The sequence below is a fragment of the Cedecea sp. AS113 genome, assembly GCF_037152415.1.
In the GTDB taxonomy this organism is placed as follows: domain Bacteria; phylum Pseudomonadota; class Gammaproteobacteria; order Enterobacterales; family Enterobacteriaceae; genus Cedecea.
In genome coordinates, this window is sequence record NZ_JBBCMI010000004.1 from 25,498 (window position 1) to 42,080 (window position 16,583).

The window sequence follows — 16,583 nt, forward strand, 5'->3', positions numbered from 1 at the left end:
CACGGGCGCGGTTTTTTTCACCCTTTCACCAGCACCGGATCGTTGTTCCACAGCGCCGGGAAGAGCTGTTTAAGCTGTTCGACTTTCGGGATGTCGTTGATCGCGATGTAAGGGTAGCTTGGGTTGTCGTGCAGGAAATTCTGGTGATATTTCTCTGCCGGGTAGAACTGCGCATGTTCTTCAATCGTGGTGACCAGCGGCGCACTAAACCTATGGCTGGCGTTAAGCTGCGTGATATACGCTTTGGCCACCTTCGCCTGTGATTCGCTGAGCGGAAAAACGGTAGAACGGTATTGCGTTCCGTAATCCGGCCCCTGGCGGTTTAGCTCCGTGGGGTTGTGCGCGACGGAAAAGAAGACCTGTAATAGCTGACCATAGGTCACTCTGGCTGGATCAAAGATAACCTGCACGGATTCGGCGTGCCCGGTCATCCCCATGCTGACCGTCTCATAATTCGCCGTCCGTGCTTTGCCGCCCGTATAGCCAGATATTGCGCTGGTCACGCCTTTAACATGCTGAAAGACGCCCTGAACGCCCCAGAAACACCCCCCGGCAAAGACGGCGGTTTCAAGATGTTGGCCCGTGGGTGACTCATCCTGCAGTGGTGCAGGAATCGCCACCGCACGTTCGGGTTCGGACCAGGCCGTATTCTGAAAGACAAGTGCAGCAACGATAAGTGCAGGCGCGCTGAACAACGCTACCCGGCGTTTGGTGGATGAAAAGAGTGTCGGTTTCATCGTAATGCTCCCCGGTTAACCGAACGTAAAGGCATAGGCGTTCACGCCCGGATCTTCAAATTCAATACTGAACGTGTGTTCGCCGCTGCCGCTCGACTGGCGAATCAGCTGGTAAAGGCGCTGTTCCGTCACCGTGCCGCTGCCGTCCGGGGCAACATCTGAACCGTGAACGCTGCCGGGCGCCTGGTCGTCGATTGTGACTTTAAAACGCACCGGCTTGCCTGCTGTGCCAGGGCCGAGAACGAGGTGCAGATCGCGAGCATGAAACTGGTAAACAATGCGGCCATTCGGGCGATTAAGCGTGATGTTCTCCCCGCCGATGGTCCAGTTACCTTCGAGTCCCCAGCTGTCCAGCGGCAGTGCGGAAGGCTTTTTGTAGTCTGCCGGTTTATCTCCGGTGACTTCGCCAGAGGCAAAGTTCTGCGCCCGCATATAGCCGAGGTAGGTTTCTGGAGAGATGTCATTCTGGCCGCTGGCCGCCTGCTCTACGCCGCTGGCAGAAACGGTGCTGATGCCGCTGTTAACATTTTTAGCGCCTGCCTGGCGCAGCAGCTCCTGAATAACGCGTTCAGATTGCGCATAGTCGCCTTCGCCAAAGTGCTCGTAGCGAATATGGCCGCTGGCATCAATAAAGTAGTGCGCTGGCCAGTACTGGTTATTGAACCCCCGCCAGATACTGTAATCGTTATCAATGGCGATGGGATAAGTGACGCCCAGTTTCTTCGCTTCTTTGGTCACGTTATTGACGTCACGCTCAAAAGCGAACTCCGGCGCGTGGACGCCAATCACCACCAGGCCCTGGTCGCGGTATTTTTCGGCCCAGGCTTTCACATACGGTAAAGAGCGCAGGCAGTTAATGCAGGAGTAAGTCCAGAAATCGACGAGGACGACTTTGCCTTTCAGCGATTCAGCAGTCAGTGGTGGCGAGTTTAGCCACTGCGTCGCACCGCTCAACGAAGGCATCACGCCAGCATCGGTCAACGTTGGAATGGTGTCGTCATCTGACGTTTTCACCACGGAGGCTGGCGTGGGGGCATTGGCCGTGGTGCTGTCCGGGGAGAGGCGTTTCACCAGCGCTTGTTCGATGCCGCCGGTTGACGCTGTAGAAAGTCGGGCCAGGACGCCGGTATCTAAGCCAAAAGAAATAGCGACGACGCCCAGTAACATCCCTGCGCCCAGAATTCGACGGATCCATTCCCCTACGCCCAGAGAGCGTTTCATGACGCTGAATACTTTGCCACCGATCAAAAGCGCCAGCGCCAGTGAGGTGGCCGCACCTGCGGCATAAGACAACAGCAACAGCGTAGAGCCTACATTTGCCCCCTGCAGGGCCGCACCGGTCAGCACCAGTCCCAGAATGGGGCCTGCGCAAGGCGCCCAAAGCAGCCCGGTTGCAATACCTAGTAAAAATGAAGCGCCTGGACCCGCTGGCTGGCCCGGAGCCACGTGGTTAGACAGCGAGTTACCCGCGTTAACCAGAGGGTGCATGACGCGCTCAGCCAGGCGAGGGAATAGCAGCGTGATACCAAACACTGCCATCAACACTAATGCCACGCCGCGGCCATATTGGTTGGCCGCGACGACCCAGCCGCCGCCGACGGCTGCCAGAGTTGCGAATAACGTGAACGTTATCGCCATGCCCGCCAGAAGCGGCAGCCCTGTGCGGACAAACGGCTGGTCGGATCGTGCAAAAACAAACGGCAGTACCGGCAGGATACAAGGGCTGGCGATGGTTAACAGGCCGCCCAGATAAGCAAGAATAATGACCAGCATCATGATGTTCCTGTATCAGAGTGAGAACGGAGAGCCGGGCGGAAAGACGGGGCTCCTCATGTATTTATGCCTGCACTTTATAAAAAGAATACTTACTAAATCCTCCTCAAGAGTTAACAATTTCGTGATAACTCTCGAGGCGGCGGGAGGGCAAGAGCCTGTTCGTGCGAAACGGCCTGGGGGCGGAGGGGTCAGGGTTGTGGGCGGTGGCGCAGGGCGAGAAAAAACACCGGCACGCCGATCAGCGCCGTGATGACGCCGGGAGGCAGCTCCCGCGGAGCAAATAGCGTGCGCGCAAGCGTGTCGGAAGCCAGCGTCAGCAGCGCGCCGAAGAACACGCTGGCGGGTAAAACCCACTGGTGGCGATGGCCGAACATCAGCTTTGCCAGGTGTGGAACGGTCAGACCGACAAAGCCGATCGCCCCACAAAAGGCGACCATCGTGGCGGTTAATATCGTTATGGAGAGGTAGAGCCACATTTGCAGCGCGGCTACGTTAACGCCCAGCCCCTGAGCGGCAACATTACCTAGCGCCATGACGTTTAGCGTCGGGGATAGCGCCAGACAAAATGTGCCGATAACAAACAGCGCGCCGCTGCAAATCGCGACCTGCTGCCAGGTGGCCTGACCAAACGCGCCAAGCAGCCAGAAGGTAAAGCCACGTGAGGTGGTGGCGTCCGTTTGCCAGAAAACAATCAGCGAGGTGAAGGCGCTCAGTAACTGCCCCACGGCCACGCCCGATAGCATAAATCGCGCTGGCTGCGTCACGGCCCGGCCAGCCATTAGCACAACCAGAGCGAATGCGGTCAGCGCCCCGATAAACGCGCCGGAGGGCATGGCTATGAGCAGCGGCTGGACGCCGAGCGCAATAATGAGCACGGCGCCCAGACCGGCGCCGGAAGAGATGCCGAGCAGCCACGGGTCAGCCAGCGAGTTACGGGTTAATGTCTGTAGCACGGCGCCAGCCAGCGCCAGCCCACCGCCGCAGGCCATCGCCAGCAGCGCCCTGGGCAGTCGCAGCGACCAGACGACTTTCTGATACAGGGCCAGCACGGGATCCTCTGCGGGACGCGGATTCAGGAGCTGAATCACTTCGCTTAAGGATAATGTGACTGCCCCGTAGCGCAGGCTATAAATCAATCCCAGCAAAGTGACGATGGCACACAGCAGCAGGCGCAACGGCTTCACTCGCTTATTTCCAGCCGGCAATCAGGTAATCGTCCATAAGCTGCCACAGCGTGCCTGTTTCGCTGAAACCAGCCTGACTCAGGCTTGCCAGCTGAAAGGCCACCGTCGTCGGCGGGGGAACCGGGCGCCCCGCGAACACGGCTTCCCGGGCCGGAATCAGCCTGGCGATGTCCTCTATCTCTTTAGCGAGGGTAAACCACGCCTCCCAGTCCACGGCACCGTGAGCCCAGGCCCGCTGCTGAGTTTGGGCATCGTGGCGCTCGCTGATCGCTTTCTTGTGGAGGTCCGCGGGGTTAAAACGCTGGTGATCGGCATTCAGGAACACGCCGTTATCGGCCAGCATTCTATGAATTTCACCGTGCAGAGCATGCTGTCTGTCGGGCATTAACCAGTGTAACGCGGTGCTTGAAACAATCGCTTCCGGGCGAGCCCCGACCATTTTTTGCTGCCAGTCAGGCGTGGCCAAATCGGCCGAAAGAATACGCACCCGATCGCCGAAAGGAACCAGCGTTTCACGGGCGATGGCCAGCATGACCGGATCAACATCCACCGAGGTAACGTGCACAGCAGGGAACCGTTGCAGGATGCGCCTCGTGAGGGAACCCGGCCCACACCCGAGTTCGAGCAGTGAAAAGGCATCGTCAAACTGCAGGGCGAGTATGTCCATCAGGGCGTCGAAGCGCGCTTCCCGGTTGGCGATATAAGCGCTTTGCTGCCGATCCCAGAGCGTGACAAGAGTGTTCCATGTGATGTCAGTCATGTTTTTCCTTGGTAGAAAGTGAGGCAATGAGCCGGTTTAGCGCGTCCAGCGAGCGGATCGAGGGATCCATGTCATAGCCGGACAGGATGATGAATTTCTTTTCCTTCACGGCGCGCAGCCCGGCGGTGAGAGGGAAATGCTCGACAAAGGCTATTTTATCTTTGGCACTATCCCCGGGGCCGCCCCGGGGCAGATCGGCGAGCACCAAAATGTCCGGATCGCGACGGGCTATCTCTTCCCAGGCAACGTTTGGCCACAGCGCAGAGAGATCGGAGAAAATATTTTGACTGCCGCTGGCCATGCTCAGCATATTCGGCGCGCCGCAGCAGCCGGCCACGTAGGGTGAATCCGTGCCGGAATACCACCAGAGGAGACGAGCCGGGGGCAATGTGCCCGCACGCTGGCGCAGGGCTGCCAGGTACTTTCGGTTTTGGTCTACAAGCGTCTTGCCCTGTTTTTCCCGGCGTAAAATTTGCGCTAAATCCTCAATTTCCTGAAACAGCGCATCAAAGCTGATATTTCGCCCTGGGGTACTTTGCTGACCTCCGCAGGCGCCTGATGAAAGCCAGGTCGATATCCCCCACGATGTCATTTGGTCGCGGGTCGCTCCTTCAGGTGACCAGAACCAGTACCAGCTTGAGGAGTAGACCATGTCAGGATGCAGCATCAGCAGCGCCTCAGCAGAAATGAGCCCCTTCTTTGCCACGATCGGCAGTGAAAGAGCGTTGCCGTCAGCCAGGTGCTGAGGGTCGTGGGCTGGATCGTAGCCCACGATGCCGACAATCTTTTCCTGCGCCCCTAGCGCCAGAAGATTTTCCAGCGCCGGATTGCCGTAAACCACGATACGCGTCGGTTCGGCAGCAAAGCGCTGTGGTTCAGCACAATTAGGGAGGGTAATAGCCCGTAGAGCTGAGGGAAACAGAAGTCCCGCTGCCACAAGAATTAAAGCCGCTGGTACGGTCCTCAGAACCATACCGTCACCCAACCTTCCCAGGTGCGTGACGGCGCGATCAGCGCCTGGCCGTCGTAAGTCCGCTGCCAGGTATAAAACGTGTCGGTCAGGTTGCGCACCCGCGTACCCACGGTCACTTTAGGCGTCAGCCGGTATTCTGCGGCCAGATCCAGGGTAATGTAATCGTCCATCGGTCGGGTATTGCGATTGTCATTGAAGCTGCTGCCAACATAGCGCAGGTCACTCCGCAAGCTGAGAGGAGCTATGGGGTGCCAGGTAAGTGCGAGATTGCCGGTCCAGGTCGGGACATAAGCCGGTTGATTCCCGTCCAGATTTTCAGGCGGGTTACCCGCGCTAAAACGGTCAAATCTTGCGTGAGTCCAGGCCAGATTTCCCGCCATCTCCCAGCGCTCGTTGGGCTGAATAGTCGTGGAAAACTCAATTCCCCGAGATGTCTGCTGCCCCACGGCGGTAAGCTCCCCCGGCGTGATAGCTGAAGGAGTGAAGAGGTTATTTTTACGTAGCTGGTAGAGAGCAAGCCGGGTGGCCACTTTGTTATCCCAGAACTGGCTCTTGATCCCTGTTTCCCACTGCTGTGACTGCGTCAGCGGCAGATGAGTCTGGTCGGCGCTTAAGAAAAAGATGTCGCCTCCAGCCTCTTTGCCGTTGGCATAGCTGACGTATAGCGTGGTGTTGTCGGTGATATCCCAGTTCAGGCCGAGACCTGAATTCAGGAAGCTGTAGGTCTGACTTTCACTGCGCGCCGGCGTGTAGTAGTGCCAGTCCATATCCAGCTTCGTAAAGCGCAGCTGGCTTAGCAGGCTGAGGCTGCGGGTCAACTGCAGGCTGTCTTCGAGAAAAGCCGCAGACTGGCGTTGAGTGACCCGACTCCAGGGCGTGCGGGTAACGCCGGTTTCGGCACTGAAAGGCTCACGCGGCGGATTAAATATGGGCACATCTTGCGAGCCTGGGAAGCCGTTTTTTTGATAATCAAAGCGGCTGGTTTGCAGCTCGATCCCGGCCACCAGGCGGTTATCCAACCCCAGCAGAGGACCGTCCAGGGACAGACTCGACCTGTTAGCCAGCAGGGTATTCTTATGGCTCAGATCGCCCCAGGAGTCGCGATTCACTAAGTCCGGAGCTGCTGCGCTGTAGCGATAGCGTTCCACGTTGTGCCAGGCGCGGTAGCCGGTGTAATACCAGGTATGGTTGTTGAAGCTCAGCCCCGGAGCGAGAGTGCTGTCCAGTACGGCCTGCAAGGCCGTTGCGTGGCTGGCAATCGTGGCGTCGGTCAGATTATTGTAGTTCAGGCCGCGCAGTGACTTCAGTGCTTTGCCCTCAATCAATGGGGTCCCGAAGTAAGGATTGTTGCTCCGGTTGTTCATCCGGTCGCCGTAGAGCGTCAGGGTGGTGTCGTCGGTCAGGCGGAAGAGCAGCGAGCCGCTGACCCTCGACTGTCGATTGCGCTCATGCTGGACCTGACTGTTACCGCCGCTGCCTGAAGCATCCAGCCGCCAGGCTATTTTGTCCTGCAACAGCGTTCCTCCCGCTCCGCCCTGCAATGCCTGGGTGCTGTAGCTGCCGAACTGATAGTTGAGCATCGCCGGTGTGTCCACGAAGCTGGGCTGACGTGACACAAGATTGACGCTGCCGGCGGTAGCGCTCAAACCGTTCAGGGTGGAACCGGGGCCGTGCAAAATATCCACCTGGCCGTAGTGTGCCGGGTTGCCCAACTGGAGCGTGCTGCCTGGCATTTCCATCCCGTCCAATAGCCAGCTAACCGGCATAAAGCCGCGCAGTGAGAAGCTATTGGAGAGCGTAGGGGAAGCGACACCGGACATGCCGGTTGCATGGCTGACGGTTTCGGCCAGCGTGCGGTCGCCGCGGACGCGGATCTCTTTTTGTGAAAAGGTTTCCACATAGCGGGGGATTTCTTTATTCGTCAGGCCCAGGCGTGACGCCGTGCCGGCTGCGGGCTGAAGTTCTGCGGGCGTTCGGCTTTCTACGGTGATGTTTTCTTCACACTCAGCGGGAGGGCAGCTGGCGGCCAAAAGCGGAGAAGAAAAAAACGTCAATGCGACGCAGGCATACGGGAAGGGGCGTTTGATTTTCATTGTGTATGTATCGACTCAGAATGAACGTGCCTGTTCAGAAAGTGGCGCCGTAAGACTCTACCTTGCCATCAATTGTTACGTTATAACATATCATTTCACAATGATGTGGAAATTAAAACGCTGTATTGCGTGTGGGTTTACGGCCAGGGAAGCGGGGCAGATAATAAAAAAGCCGCGAACGTGTGTCGCGGCTCTGTCGGGCTTTATCGCGGGCGAGAATTACTCAACGCAGAGGATACGCGTGGTGTTGGTGGTGCCAATGGTGCTCATCACGTCGCCCTGGGTCACGATGACCAGGTCGCCAGAAATCAGGTAGCCTTTATCCCGGAGGAGGTTTACCGCATCGTTAGCGGCGGCGACGCCTTCGCTTGCGCTGTCAAAGTAAACCGGGGTCACGCCGCGATAGAGTGACGTGAGGTTCAGCGTACGCTCATGGCGAGAGAGCGCAAAAATAGGCAAGCCGGAGCTGATACGGGACGTCATCAGCGCGGTACGCCCGGACTCGGTCATCGAAATGATGGCGGTAACCCCTTTGAGGTGGTTAGCGGCATACATCGCGGACATCGCAATGGCTTCTTCCACGTTATCGAACTGCACGTCGAGACGGTGCTTGGAGACGTTAATGCTTGGGATTTTCTCTGCACCCAGGCAAACCCGCGCCATTGCCGCTACGGTTTCAGCAGGATACTGGCCTGCCGCCGTTTCTGCCGACAGCATCACCGCATCGGTGCCGTCGAGTACGGCGTTTGCCACGTCCATGACTTCCGCACGGGTTGGCATTGGGTTGGTGATCATCGACTCCATCATCTGGGTGGCGGTGATCACGGCACGATTCAGCTTACGTGCACGACGAATCAGGGTTTTCTGGATGCCAACCAGCTCCGGGTCGCCGATTTCTACGCCCAGGTCACCGCGGGCTACCATCACCACGTCAGAGGCGAGAATAATGTCGTCCATTGCGGCTTCGTCGCAAACCGCTTCCGCGCGTTCTACTTTCGCCACAATTTTCGCATCGCAGCCCGCATCACGCGCCAGACGACGGGCATAGTTCAAATCTTCGCCGCAGCGTGGGAAGGAGACGGCCAGGTAATCAACGCCAATTTTTGCCGCGGTAACAATGTCGGCTTTGTCTTTGTCAGTCAGCGCTTCTGCAGACAGCCCCCCGCCCAGCTTGTTGATCCCTTTGTTGTTAGACAGCGGGCCGCCTACGGTCACTTCGGTAAACACTTTCAGGCCCTGGACTTCCAGCACTTTGAGCTGCACGCGGCCATCGTCGAGCAGAAGGATGTCGCCTGGGACAACGTCGGCCGGGAGGCCTTTATAGTCGATGCCCACTTTCTCTTTGTCGCCTTCGCCTTTGCCGAGGTTGGCATCCAGCAGGAATTTGTCGCCCAGGTTAAGGAATACTTTGCCTTCTTTGAAGGTAGATACGCGAATTTTAGGGCCTTGCAAATCGCCGAGGATCGCCACGTGGCGCCCCAGTTTTGCGGCAATTTCACGCACTTTATCTGCACGCAGCTGATGGTCTTCAGCTGAGCCGTGGGAGAAGTTCATTCGCACCACGTTAGCGCCGGCGGCAATAATTTTTTCTAAATTATTATCGCGGTCGGTTGCCGGGCCTAAGGTGGTAACGATTTTGGTTCTACGTAGCCGTCTGGACATGTATTACTCCGTTGACTGAAACAACTTGGTGTTGCGTGAACAAAAACTCGGTAGGTCAGGGTGTGCTGTGAACACCCATGACAACGTAACCGAACAGCCTAATAAGTTACAACTTTGTTATCAAAAATTAACGTTCATCGCCTGAGAGAAGACGTTCTTTATCAAAGCGCGATTCTTTGAGCGCTTCCTTGACTCGCTTCAAGTTATCCCTGAATTTTGCCCCTCGACGCAAAGTAAAGCCCGTCGCCAGCACATCAATGACGGTCAACTGCGCCAGACGAGACACCATCGGCATATAAATATCAGTATCTTCTGGCACATCCAGCAGCAGGGAAAGCGTCGCCTCACGGGCAAGCGGGCTGCCTTCCGATGTGATGGCGAGCACAATGGCATCGTTCTCACGGGCTAACTGCGCCAGCTCAACCAGATTTTTAGTCCGGCCGGTGTGAGAGATAAGCACCACCACGTCCTGCTCGGTACAATTCATACAGCTCATACGTTGCATAACAACGTCATCTGAGTAAATCACCGGGACATTAAAGCGGAAAAACTTGTTGGTAGCGTCGTGCGCGACGGCGGCGGACGATCCGAGTCCAAAAAAGGCAATTTTCTTTGCCTGGGTAAGCAAATCCACGGCCCGGTTCACCGCAGACATATCCAGCGACTGACGAACCCGGTCAAGGCCCGCCATAGCGGATTCAAAAATCTTGCCGGTATAGGACTCGACGCTATCATCTTCATCAACATTCCGGTTTACATACGGCGTGCCATTCGCCAGACTCTGAGCTAAATGCAGTTTAAAATCCGGGAAGCCCTTGGTTTCAAGGCGACGGCAAAAGCGGTTCACGGTGGGCTCGCTGACGTCCGCGCTGCGGGCAAGCGTCGCGATGCTGGAGTGAATAGCGTCCTGAGGCGCAGCAAGAATCACTTCTGCGACTTTGCGTTCCGATTTGCTAAGGTGTTCCAGCTGTGACTGGATTTTTTCCAGCATATTCATAAAGGCGGGCACTCATGGGTTTTAGCGATTTCAGCAACAGAAGAAATCGTGGGCCGATTTAGCAAGAATATACTCTTGCTAAAATGTGATAGGGCGAGTCGCCCAGGTAATGTTGTTGTTTTTTTTCATTACATGATCGGTGTCTAACTTTGGCAACGGTTACATCGCACAATAAAACGCCAGTAAATGACGCTTTAGTGCGGCATTGTGGGAAAAGTTAGCAATTGAGGCGGTCAAACCGGGGTTAACGGTTGTCCTCGATTCAGCAAAAGCAGTACATTGCAGCGTAATAAAATTACAAGACGTGCCTGGCTTAATGCTATCCGGGCCCCAAAGGGCCGGTAAAAGCCGGGATATCCGAAACGAGGAGACAAACATGGCGGTAACGCAAACAGCCCAGGCGTGCGACCTGGTCATTTTCGGTGCAAAAGGCGACCTGGCGCGCCGGAAACTGTTGCCATCCCTGTATCAGCTGGAAAAAGCAGGTCAAATCCATCCGGAGACCCGTATTCTGGGTGTTGGCCGCGCAGAGTGGGATAAAGAGGCATACACCAAAGTTGTCCGCGAAGCCCTCGAAACCTTCATGAAAGAGAAGATTGACGAGAGCCTCTGGGACAAACTGAGCGGTCGTCTGGATTTCTGTAACCTGGACGTCAACGACACCTCTGCTTTTACCAAGCTGGGGAAAATGCTCGACCAGCAGAATCGCGTCACCATCAACTATTTCGCTATGCCGCCAAGCACCTTTGGCGCTATCTGCAAAGGGTTAGGTAAAGCGAAGCTTAACGCCAAGCCTGCTCGCGTCGTCATGGAAAAACCGCTGGGGACTTCCCTCGAAACTTCCCAGCAGATCAACGATCAGGTGGGCGAGTTCTTTGAAGAGTGCCAGGTTTACCGCATCGACCACTATCTGGGTAAAGAAACCGTTCTTAACCTGCTGGCACTGCGTTTTGCTAACTCCCTGTTCGCTAACAACTGGGACAACCGCACTATCGATCACGTAGAAATCACCGTGGCCGAAGAAGTGGGTATTGAAGGCCGCTGGGGTTACTTCGATCAGGCCGGGCAGATGCGCGACATGATCCAAAACCACCTGCTGCAGATCCTGTGCATGATTGCCATGTCTCCCCCGTCTGATTTGACTGCGGACCATATTCGCGATGAGAAAGTGAAGGTTCTGCAGTCGCTGCGCCGCATTGACCGCACCAACGTGCGTGATAAAACCGTGCGCGGTCAGTACACCGCAGGCTTCGCGCAGGGCAAAAAAGTGCCTGGTTACCTGGAAGAAGAGGGCGCGAACAAATCCAGCGCCACCGAAACCTTCGTGGCTATTCGCGTAGATATCGATAACTGGCGTTGGGCCGGCGTGCCGTTCTACCTGCGTACCGGTAAACGTCTGCCAACCAAATGTTCTGAAGTCGTGGTTTACTTCAAAAACCCTGCGCTGAATCTGTTTAAAGATTCCTGGCAGGAATTGCCGCAGAACAAGCTGACTATCCGTCTGCAGCCGGATGAAGGCGTGGATATTCAGATCCTGAACAAAGTCCCGGGCCTGGAGCACAAACATAACCTGCAAACCACCAAGCTGGATCTGAGCTACTCCGAGACCTTCAATGAATCTCACCTGGCAGATGCCTATGAACGTCTGCTGCTGGAAACCATGCGGGGCATTCAGGCGCTGTTTGTTCGTCGTGATGAAGTGGAAGAGGCGTGGAAATGGGTCGACTCCATTACCGAAGCCTGGGCTGCGGATAACGATGCGCCGAAACCTTATCAGGCCGGTACCTGGGGGCCGGTGGCTTCCGTGGCGATGATTACCCGTGACGGCCACTCCTGGAACGAGTTTGAGTAACAGGCCGTGAACATGGCCGGTAAAAAGTCACTAACAAAGGGACCTTATTTTACCGGTAACATGATCTAACACAGAAGTGGCATAGTTTTTTATGAATAATAGCCCCGCGTGGATTCACCCGCGGGGCTTTTTTATTTACACTAGCTGAAGCGTTTTTGCTCCCGGCATCAAGTCTGATGGGCTACGATGGGCAACAAAGTTACTTTCATCAGCTCTGAACATGACGGTATCAATGCGGGAGAACAGCCACTTTCTGAGGAACTTCTATGCATCCAAATTTGTTACGGGTAACATCGCGTATTATCGAACGCTCCCGCCCAACGCGCGAAGCCTACCTGGCACGCATTGAGAAAGCCCGGAGCAACACGGTTCACCGCTCGGAACTTGCCTGCGGTAACCTCGCGCATGGTTTCGCTGCCTGCCAGCCGGACGATAAGGCGGCGCTGAAAAGCATGCTGCGTAACAATATTGCGATCATTACTTCCTACAACGACATGCTCTCCGCCCATCAGCCGTATGAACATTATCCTGAGCAAATCCGTAAGGCGCTGCATTCCGTGGGCGCGGTGGGGCAGGTTGCAGGCGGTGTCCCGGCGATGTGCGACGGGGTGACTCAGGGCCAGGATGGTATGGAGCTTTCGCTGCTGAGTCGGGAAGTGATTGCCATGTCTACCGCCGTTGGCCTTTCCCATAACATGTTTGACGGGGCGCTCTATCTTGGCGTGTGCGACAAAATCGTGCCGGGGCTGACGATGGCCGCGCTGTCGTTTGGGCATCTCCCTGCAGTCTTTGTGCCATCAGGCCCGATGGCCAGCGGCTTGCCGAACAAAGAAAAAGTCCGCATTCGCCAGCTTTATGCGGAAGGTAAAGTTGACCGCCTCGCGCTGCTGGAAGCGGAAGCTGCCTCTTATCACGCGGCGGGGACCTGTACTTTCTACGGCACGGCGAATACCAACCAGATGGTGGTTGAGTTTATGGGCATGCAGTTGCCGGGGTCCTCGTTTGTTCAGCCTGATGCAGAGTTGCGTCACGCGCTGACGGACGCAGCGGCGCGCCAGGTCACTCGCCTGACCGGCAACGGCAACGAATGGATGCCTCTCGGGAAAATGATTGATGAGAAAGTGGTGGTGAACGGCATTGTTGCACTGCTGGCTACCGGCGGCTCGACGAACCACACCATGCATCTTGTTGCGATGGCTCGCGCGGCCGGGATCATTATTAACTGGGACGACTTCTCCGAGATCTCCGAAATTGTGCCGCTGCTGGCGCGCCTCTACCCGAATGGCCCTGCCGACATTAACCACTTCCAGGCGGCGGGCGGTGTGCCGGTGCTGCTGCGTGAGCTGCTGAAAGGTGGCCTGCTGCACGAAGACGTTAACACCGTGGCCGGTTTTGGCCTGCATCACTACACCATGGAGCCGTGGCTCGACAACGGTCAGCTTGCCTGGCGTGAAGGCGCGAGCCAGCCGTTGGATAGCGACGTTATTGCCACGATGGAAAAACCATTCTCCCGCCACGGCGGAACCAAAGTGCTGAGCGGGAATCTGGGCCGGGCGGTGATGAAAACCTCAGCGGTGCCGGTAGAAAATCAGGTGATTGAAGCGCCCGCGGTTATTTTTGAAAGTCAGCATGACGTATTGCCTGCTTTTGAAGCCGGCAAACTGGACCGCGATTGCGTTGTCGTCGTCCGCCATCAGGGGCCAAAAGCGAACGGCATGCCAGAATTGCATAAACTTATGCCGCCGCTTGGAGTATTATTGGACCGCTGTTTCAAAATTGCTCTGGTGACAGATGGAAGACTGTCCGGTGCCTCAGGGAAGGTGCCTTCCGCAATCCATGTTACCCCGGAAGCGTATGACGGCGGGCTGCTGGCGAAGGTGCAGGATGGCGACATTATTCGCGTCAACGGCCAAACGGGCGAGCTAACGTTGCTGGTCGATGAAGCCGTACTTGCGGCGCGCACTGCTTATCACCCGGATCTCAGCGCCGAGCGCGTAGGGACTGGTCGGGAGCTATTCGGCGCATTGCGCGAACAGCTTTCTGGCGCTGAACAAGGCGCAACCTGCATTAAATTTTAAGCCCGAGGCAGTAATGCCCGGAACAGATTAAAAGTGGCTAAGAGGCGCTCAGATGAAAAATTGGAAAACTACAGCAGAACAGATCCTGAAAACCGGTCCGGTTGTGCCGGTTATTGTCGTTAACAAGCTGGAGCATGCGGTGCCAATGGCGAAAGCGCTGGTGGCCGGTGGCGTCCGCGTGCTGGAAGTCACGCTGCGTACAGCTTGTGCTATCGATGCCATTCGTGCGATTGCGAAAGAAGTGCCTGAAGCTATTATCGGCGCAGGTACCGTGCTGAACCCACAGCAGCTTGCGGAAGTGACCGAAGCTGGCGCGCAGTTTGCCATCAGCCCGGGTCTGACCGAGCCGCTGCTGAAAGCCGCGACCGAAGGCACCATTCCGTTGATCCCAGGCATCAGCACCGTTTCAGAACTGATGCTGGGGATGGACTACGGCCTGAAAGAGTTCAAATTCTTCCCGGCTGAAGCCAACGGTGGCACTAAAGCGCTACAGGCCATTGCCGGGCCGTTCTCTCAGGTGCGTTTCTGCCCAACCGGGGGGATTTCCCCGGCTAACTACCGCGATTACCTGGCGCTGAAAAGCGTGCTGTGCATCGGTGGTTCCTGGCTGGTTCCGGCCGATGCGCTGGAAGCGGGCGACTACGACCGCATCACTAAGCTTGCCCGCGAAGCGGTGGAAGGCGCCAGGCAGTAAGCCATAAAAAAGCCCGCAGTACGCGGGCCCACTGACTCAATCGCTCTCACTTGAGGGCGATTTTTTTATCCTTCAACTTTTACCTGAGCGGCTGACGTCACGGCCCTTGTCACTGCCTCATCGACACTGTTACCGGTTGCCAGCGCCACGCCCATACGGCGTTTACCTGCGATCTCCGGCTTACCGAACAGGCGAACCTGTAAACCGCCGCCCAGCGCTGCTCCCACGTTACTAAATTTAACGTTATCGCTTTGCAACTCAGGCAGGATCACCGCCGATGCGGCAGGGCCATACTGACGAATTTCGCCAATAGGCAGGCCGAGGAAGGCACGAACGTGCAGGGCAAACTCAGACAGATCCTGTGAAATCAACGTCACCATGCCGGTGTCGTGCGGGCGAGGGGAAACTTCACTGAAAATCACCTCATCGCCGCAGACAAACAGCTCCACGCCGAACAGGCCGTGGCCGCCCAGAGCGGTAACCACTTTTTCAGCTATCTCTTTCGATTTTGCCAGCGCGATGTCGCTCATCTGCTGTGGCTGCCAGGATTCACGGTAGTCGCCCTCTTCCTGACGGTGCCCGATAGGCGCGCAGAAATGCACGCCGTCAACGGCGCTGATGGTTAGCAGGGTGATTTCAAAATCAAAATTGACCACGCCTTCGACGATGACGCGGCCTTTACCAGCCCGCCCACCTAGCTGGGCGTATTCCCAGGCTTTTGCCAGTTGGTCGGCTGTGCGGATAAAGCTCTGGCCTTTGCCGGAGGAACTCATTACCGGTTTCACAATGCACGGCAAACCAATCTCATGCACGGCCTGCTGGAAGGCTTCTTCGCTGTCGGAGAAGCGATAGCTGGAAGTGGGCAACTGAAGTTCTTCTGCGGCCAGACGGCGGATCCCTTCGCGGTTCATGGTGAGTTTGGTGGCGCGGGCGCACGGCACCACTCGCTGACCCTGGGCTTCAAGCTCCAGCAGGGCATCGGTGGCAATGGCTTCAATTTCAGGAACGATAAAATCGGGCATTTCGGCGGCGACAAGCGCTTTTAGCGCCGCGGCATCCAGCATGTTAATGACGTGGCTGCGGTGTGCGACGTGCATTGCCGGCGCATTTGCGTAGCGATCGACGGCGATAACTTCTACCCCGAGGCGCTGGCATTCAATGGCCACTTCTTTACCCAATTCACCGGAACCCAGCAGCATAACTCGCGTAGCTGCCGGGCGCAGAGCGGTTCCCAACGTTGACATGTGATTTAGCCTTAACAAAGAAAAAGACCGCTGCAGTATAAACGAAAACGTTTGCGTTGGCAGCGGCTTTTCGGCTTGTGTGATAAAATGAATGACGATATACTGGATAAATAAACAGGTAAAACGGAGCTGCAAAATGGCGGTCGAGATTAAATATGTTGTAGTGAGAGAGGGACAAGAAAAAATGGCCTTTGCCAGTAAAAAGGATGCTGACGCTTATGACAAAATGCTGGATCTGGCTGAAGTCCTCGGCGACTGGCTGCAGCAAAGCCCGATTGCGCTGGATGAAGGGCAGAGCGACACCCTGGCGATGTGGATGGCGGAAAACAAGGATCTGCTGGCGGGCGTATTGAAAAATGGCAAGCTGCCGGAGCCTGAATTAAGTCAGTTTGAGCCAGACGCGGAGTCCTCAGCGCTTGAACAATCGCCAGCGGCTGAAGACAACGTCAGCGAACACCCTGGACGTAAACGCACCAAAGCCGCGTAATACGGTTCTGCTGTAAGCGCCGGGTAGCCGGCGCGATTCTTTTCCC

13 protein-coding genes are annotated in these 16,583 nt (G+C 56.4%); 4 read left to right on the forward strand and 9 right to left on the reverse strand.

The window, feature by feature from the left end; all coding sequences use genetic code 11:
* Positions 1-17: 17 nt before the first annotated feature.
* From msrA to WFN87_RS06010, 8 genes are all read right to left on the reverse strand, one after another.
* Positions 18-737 (reverse strand): peptide-methionine (S)-S-oxide reductase MsrA, encoded by a 720-nt coding sequence (msrA, locus tag WFN87_RS05975; RefSeq protein WP_336982403.1) that lies wholly within the window; start codon positions 735-737, stop codon positions 18-20.
* A 15-nt stretch (positions 738-752) separates the two neighbouring features.
* The gene (locus tag WFN87_RS05980; RefSeq protein WP_336982401.1) at positions 753-2,513 is read right to left on the reverse strand and encodes a cytochrome c biogenesis protein DipZ; all 1,761 of its coding nucleotides are present in this window, start codon (positions 2,511-2,513) and stop codon (positions 753-755) included.
* Positions 2,514-2,701: 188 nt separating this feature from the next.
* Entirely contained in the window at positions 2,702-3,697 is a 996-nt protein-coding gene (locus tag WFN87_RS05985) for a FecCD family ABC transporter permease (RefSeq protein ID WP_336982399.1), read from the reverse strand.
* Between the two features lie 4 nt (positions 3,698-3,701).
* A complete protein-coding gene (locus WFN87_RS05990) occupies positions 3,702-4,457 on the reverse strand; it encodes a class I SAM-dependent methyltransferase (RefSeq protein ID WP_336982397.1) in 756 nt (251 codons plus the stop codon).
* A complete protein-coding gene (locus WFN87_RS05995) occupies positions 4,450-5,394 on the reverse strand; it encodes an ABC transporter substrate-binding protein (RefSeq protein ID WP_336982395.1) in 945 nt (314 codons plus the stop codon). The genes WFN87_RS05990 and WFN87_RS05995 overlap by 8 nt, the downstream gene beginning before the upstream one ends.
* A 26-nt stretch (positions 5,395-5,420) precedes the next feature.
* Positions 5,421-7,523, reverse strand: coding sequence for a TonB-dependent siderophore receptor (locus WFN87_RS06000; RefSeq protein ID WP_336982393.1), 2,103 nt, complete (start codon positions 7,521-7,523; stop codon positions 5,421-5,423).
* Positions 7,524-7,742: 219 nt separating this feature from the next.
* Positions 7,743-9,185, reverse strand: coding sequence for a pyruvate kinase (pyk, locus tag WFN87_RS06005; protein WP_008453961.1), 1,443 nt, complete (start codon positions 9,183-9,185; stop codon positions 7,743-7,745).
* A gap of 127 nt (positions 9,186-9,312) precedes the next feature.
* Positions 9,313-10,182 (reverse strand): MurR/RpiR family transcriptional regulator, encoded by an 870-nt coding sequence (locus WFN87_RS06010; RefSeq protein WP_336982391.1) that lies wholly within the window; start codon positions 10,180-10,182, stop codon positions 9,313-9,315.
* Between the two features lie 376 nt (positions 10,183-10,558).
* Here WFN87_RS06010 and zwf point away from each other — a divergent pair, with 376 nt between their 5' ends.
* The 3 genes from zwf (at position 10,559) to kdgA (ending at position 14,806) form a co-directional block, all read left to right on the forward strand.
* Positions 10,559-12,034, forward strand: coding sequence for a glucose-6-phosphate dehydrogenase (zwf, locus tag WFN87_RS06015; RefSeq protein WP_008453964.1), 1,476 nt, complete (start codon positions 10,559-10,561; stop codon positions 12,032-12,034).
* A gap of 266 nt (positions 12,035-12,300) precedes the next feature.
* On the forward strand, positions 12,301-14,112 hold the full coding sequence (gene edd / locus WFN87_RS06020) for a phosphogluconate dehydratase (RefSeq protein WP_336982389.1): 1,812 nt from the start codon (positions 12,301-12,303) through the stop codon (positions 14,110-14,112).
* A 52-nt stretch (positions 14,113-14,164) separates the two neighbouring features.
* Positions 14,165-14,806, forward strand: a complete 642-nt coding sequence (gene kdgA / locus WFN87_RS06025) for a bifunctional 4-hydroxy-2-oxoglutarate aldolase/2-dehydro-3-deoxy-phosphogluconate aldolase (RefSeq protein WP_336982387.1) — start codon at positions 14,165-14,167, stop codon at positions 14,804-14,806.
* Positions 14,807-14,871: 65 nt separating this feature from the next.
* On the opposite strand, the gene purT is transcribed toward kdgA, so the two are convergent.
* The gene (gene purT / locus WFN87_RS06030; RefSeq protein ID WP_336982385.1) at positions 14,872-16,050 is read right to left on the reverse strand and encodes a formate-dependent phosphoribosylglycinamide formyltransferase; all 1,179 of its coding nucleotides are present in this window, start codon (positions 16,048-16,050) and stop codon (positions 14,872-14,874) included.
* 136 nt (positions 16,051-16,186) lie between these two features.
* On the opposite strand from purT, the gene WFN87_RS06035 reads away from it, so the two are divergent.
* Positions 16,187-16,537, forward strand: a complete 351-nt coding sequence (locus tag WFN87_RS06035) for a YebG family protein (RefSeq protein WP_008453972.1) — start codon at positions 16,187-16,189, stop codon at positions 16,535-16,537.
* Positions 16,538-16,583: the final 46 nt, after the last annotated feature.

Coding starts and splice junctions, on each gene's coding strand:
- msrA (WP_336982403.1), bottom strand. CDS start 737: ATGAAACCGACACTCTTTTCATCCACCAAACGCCGGGTAGCGTTGTTC.
- WFN87_RS05980 (WP_336982401.1), bottom strand. CDS start 2,513: ATGATGCTGGTCATTATTCTTGCTTATCTGGGCGGCCTGTTAACCATC.
- WFN87_RS05990 (WP_336982397.1), bottom strand. CDS start 4,457: ATGACTGACATCACATGGAACACTCTTGTCACGCTCTGGGATCGGCAG.
- WFN87_RS06000 (WP_336982393.1), bottom strand. CDS start 7,523: ATGAAAATCAAACGCCCCTTCCCGTATGCCTGCGTCGCATTGACGTTT.
- pyk (WP_008453961.1), bottom strand. CDS start 9,185: ATGTCCAGACGGCTACGTAGAACCAAAATCGTTACCACCTTAGGCCCG.
- WFN87_RS06010 (WP_336982391.1), bottom strand. CDS start 10,182: ATGAATATGCTGGAAAAAATCCAGTCACAGCTGGAACACCTTAGCAAA.
- zwf (WP_008453964.1), top strand. CDS start 10,559: ATGGCGGTAACGCAAACAGCCCAGGCGTGCGACCTGGTCATTTTCGGT.
- edd (WP_336982389.1), top strand. CDS start 12,301: ATGCATCCAAATTTGTTACGGGTAACATCGCGTATTATCGAACGCTCC.
- kdgA (WP_336982387.1), top strand. CDS start 14,165: ATGAAAAATTGGAAAACTACAGCAGAACAGATCCTGAAAACCGGTCCG.
- purT (WP_336982385.1), bottom strand. CDS start 16,050: ATGTCAACGTTGGGAACCGCTCTGCGCCCGGCAGCTACGCGAGTTATG.
- WFN87_RS06035 (WP_008453972.1), top strand. CDS start 16,187: ATGGCGGTCGAGATTAAATATGTTGTAGTGAGAGAGGGACAAGAAAAA.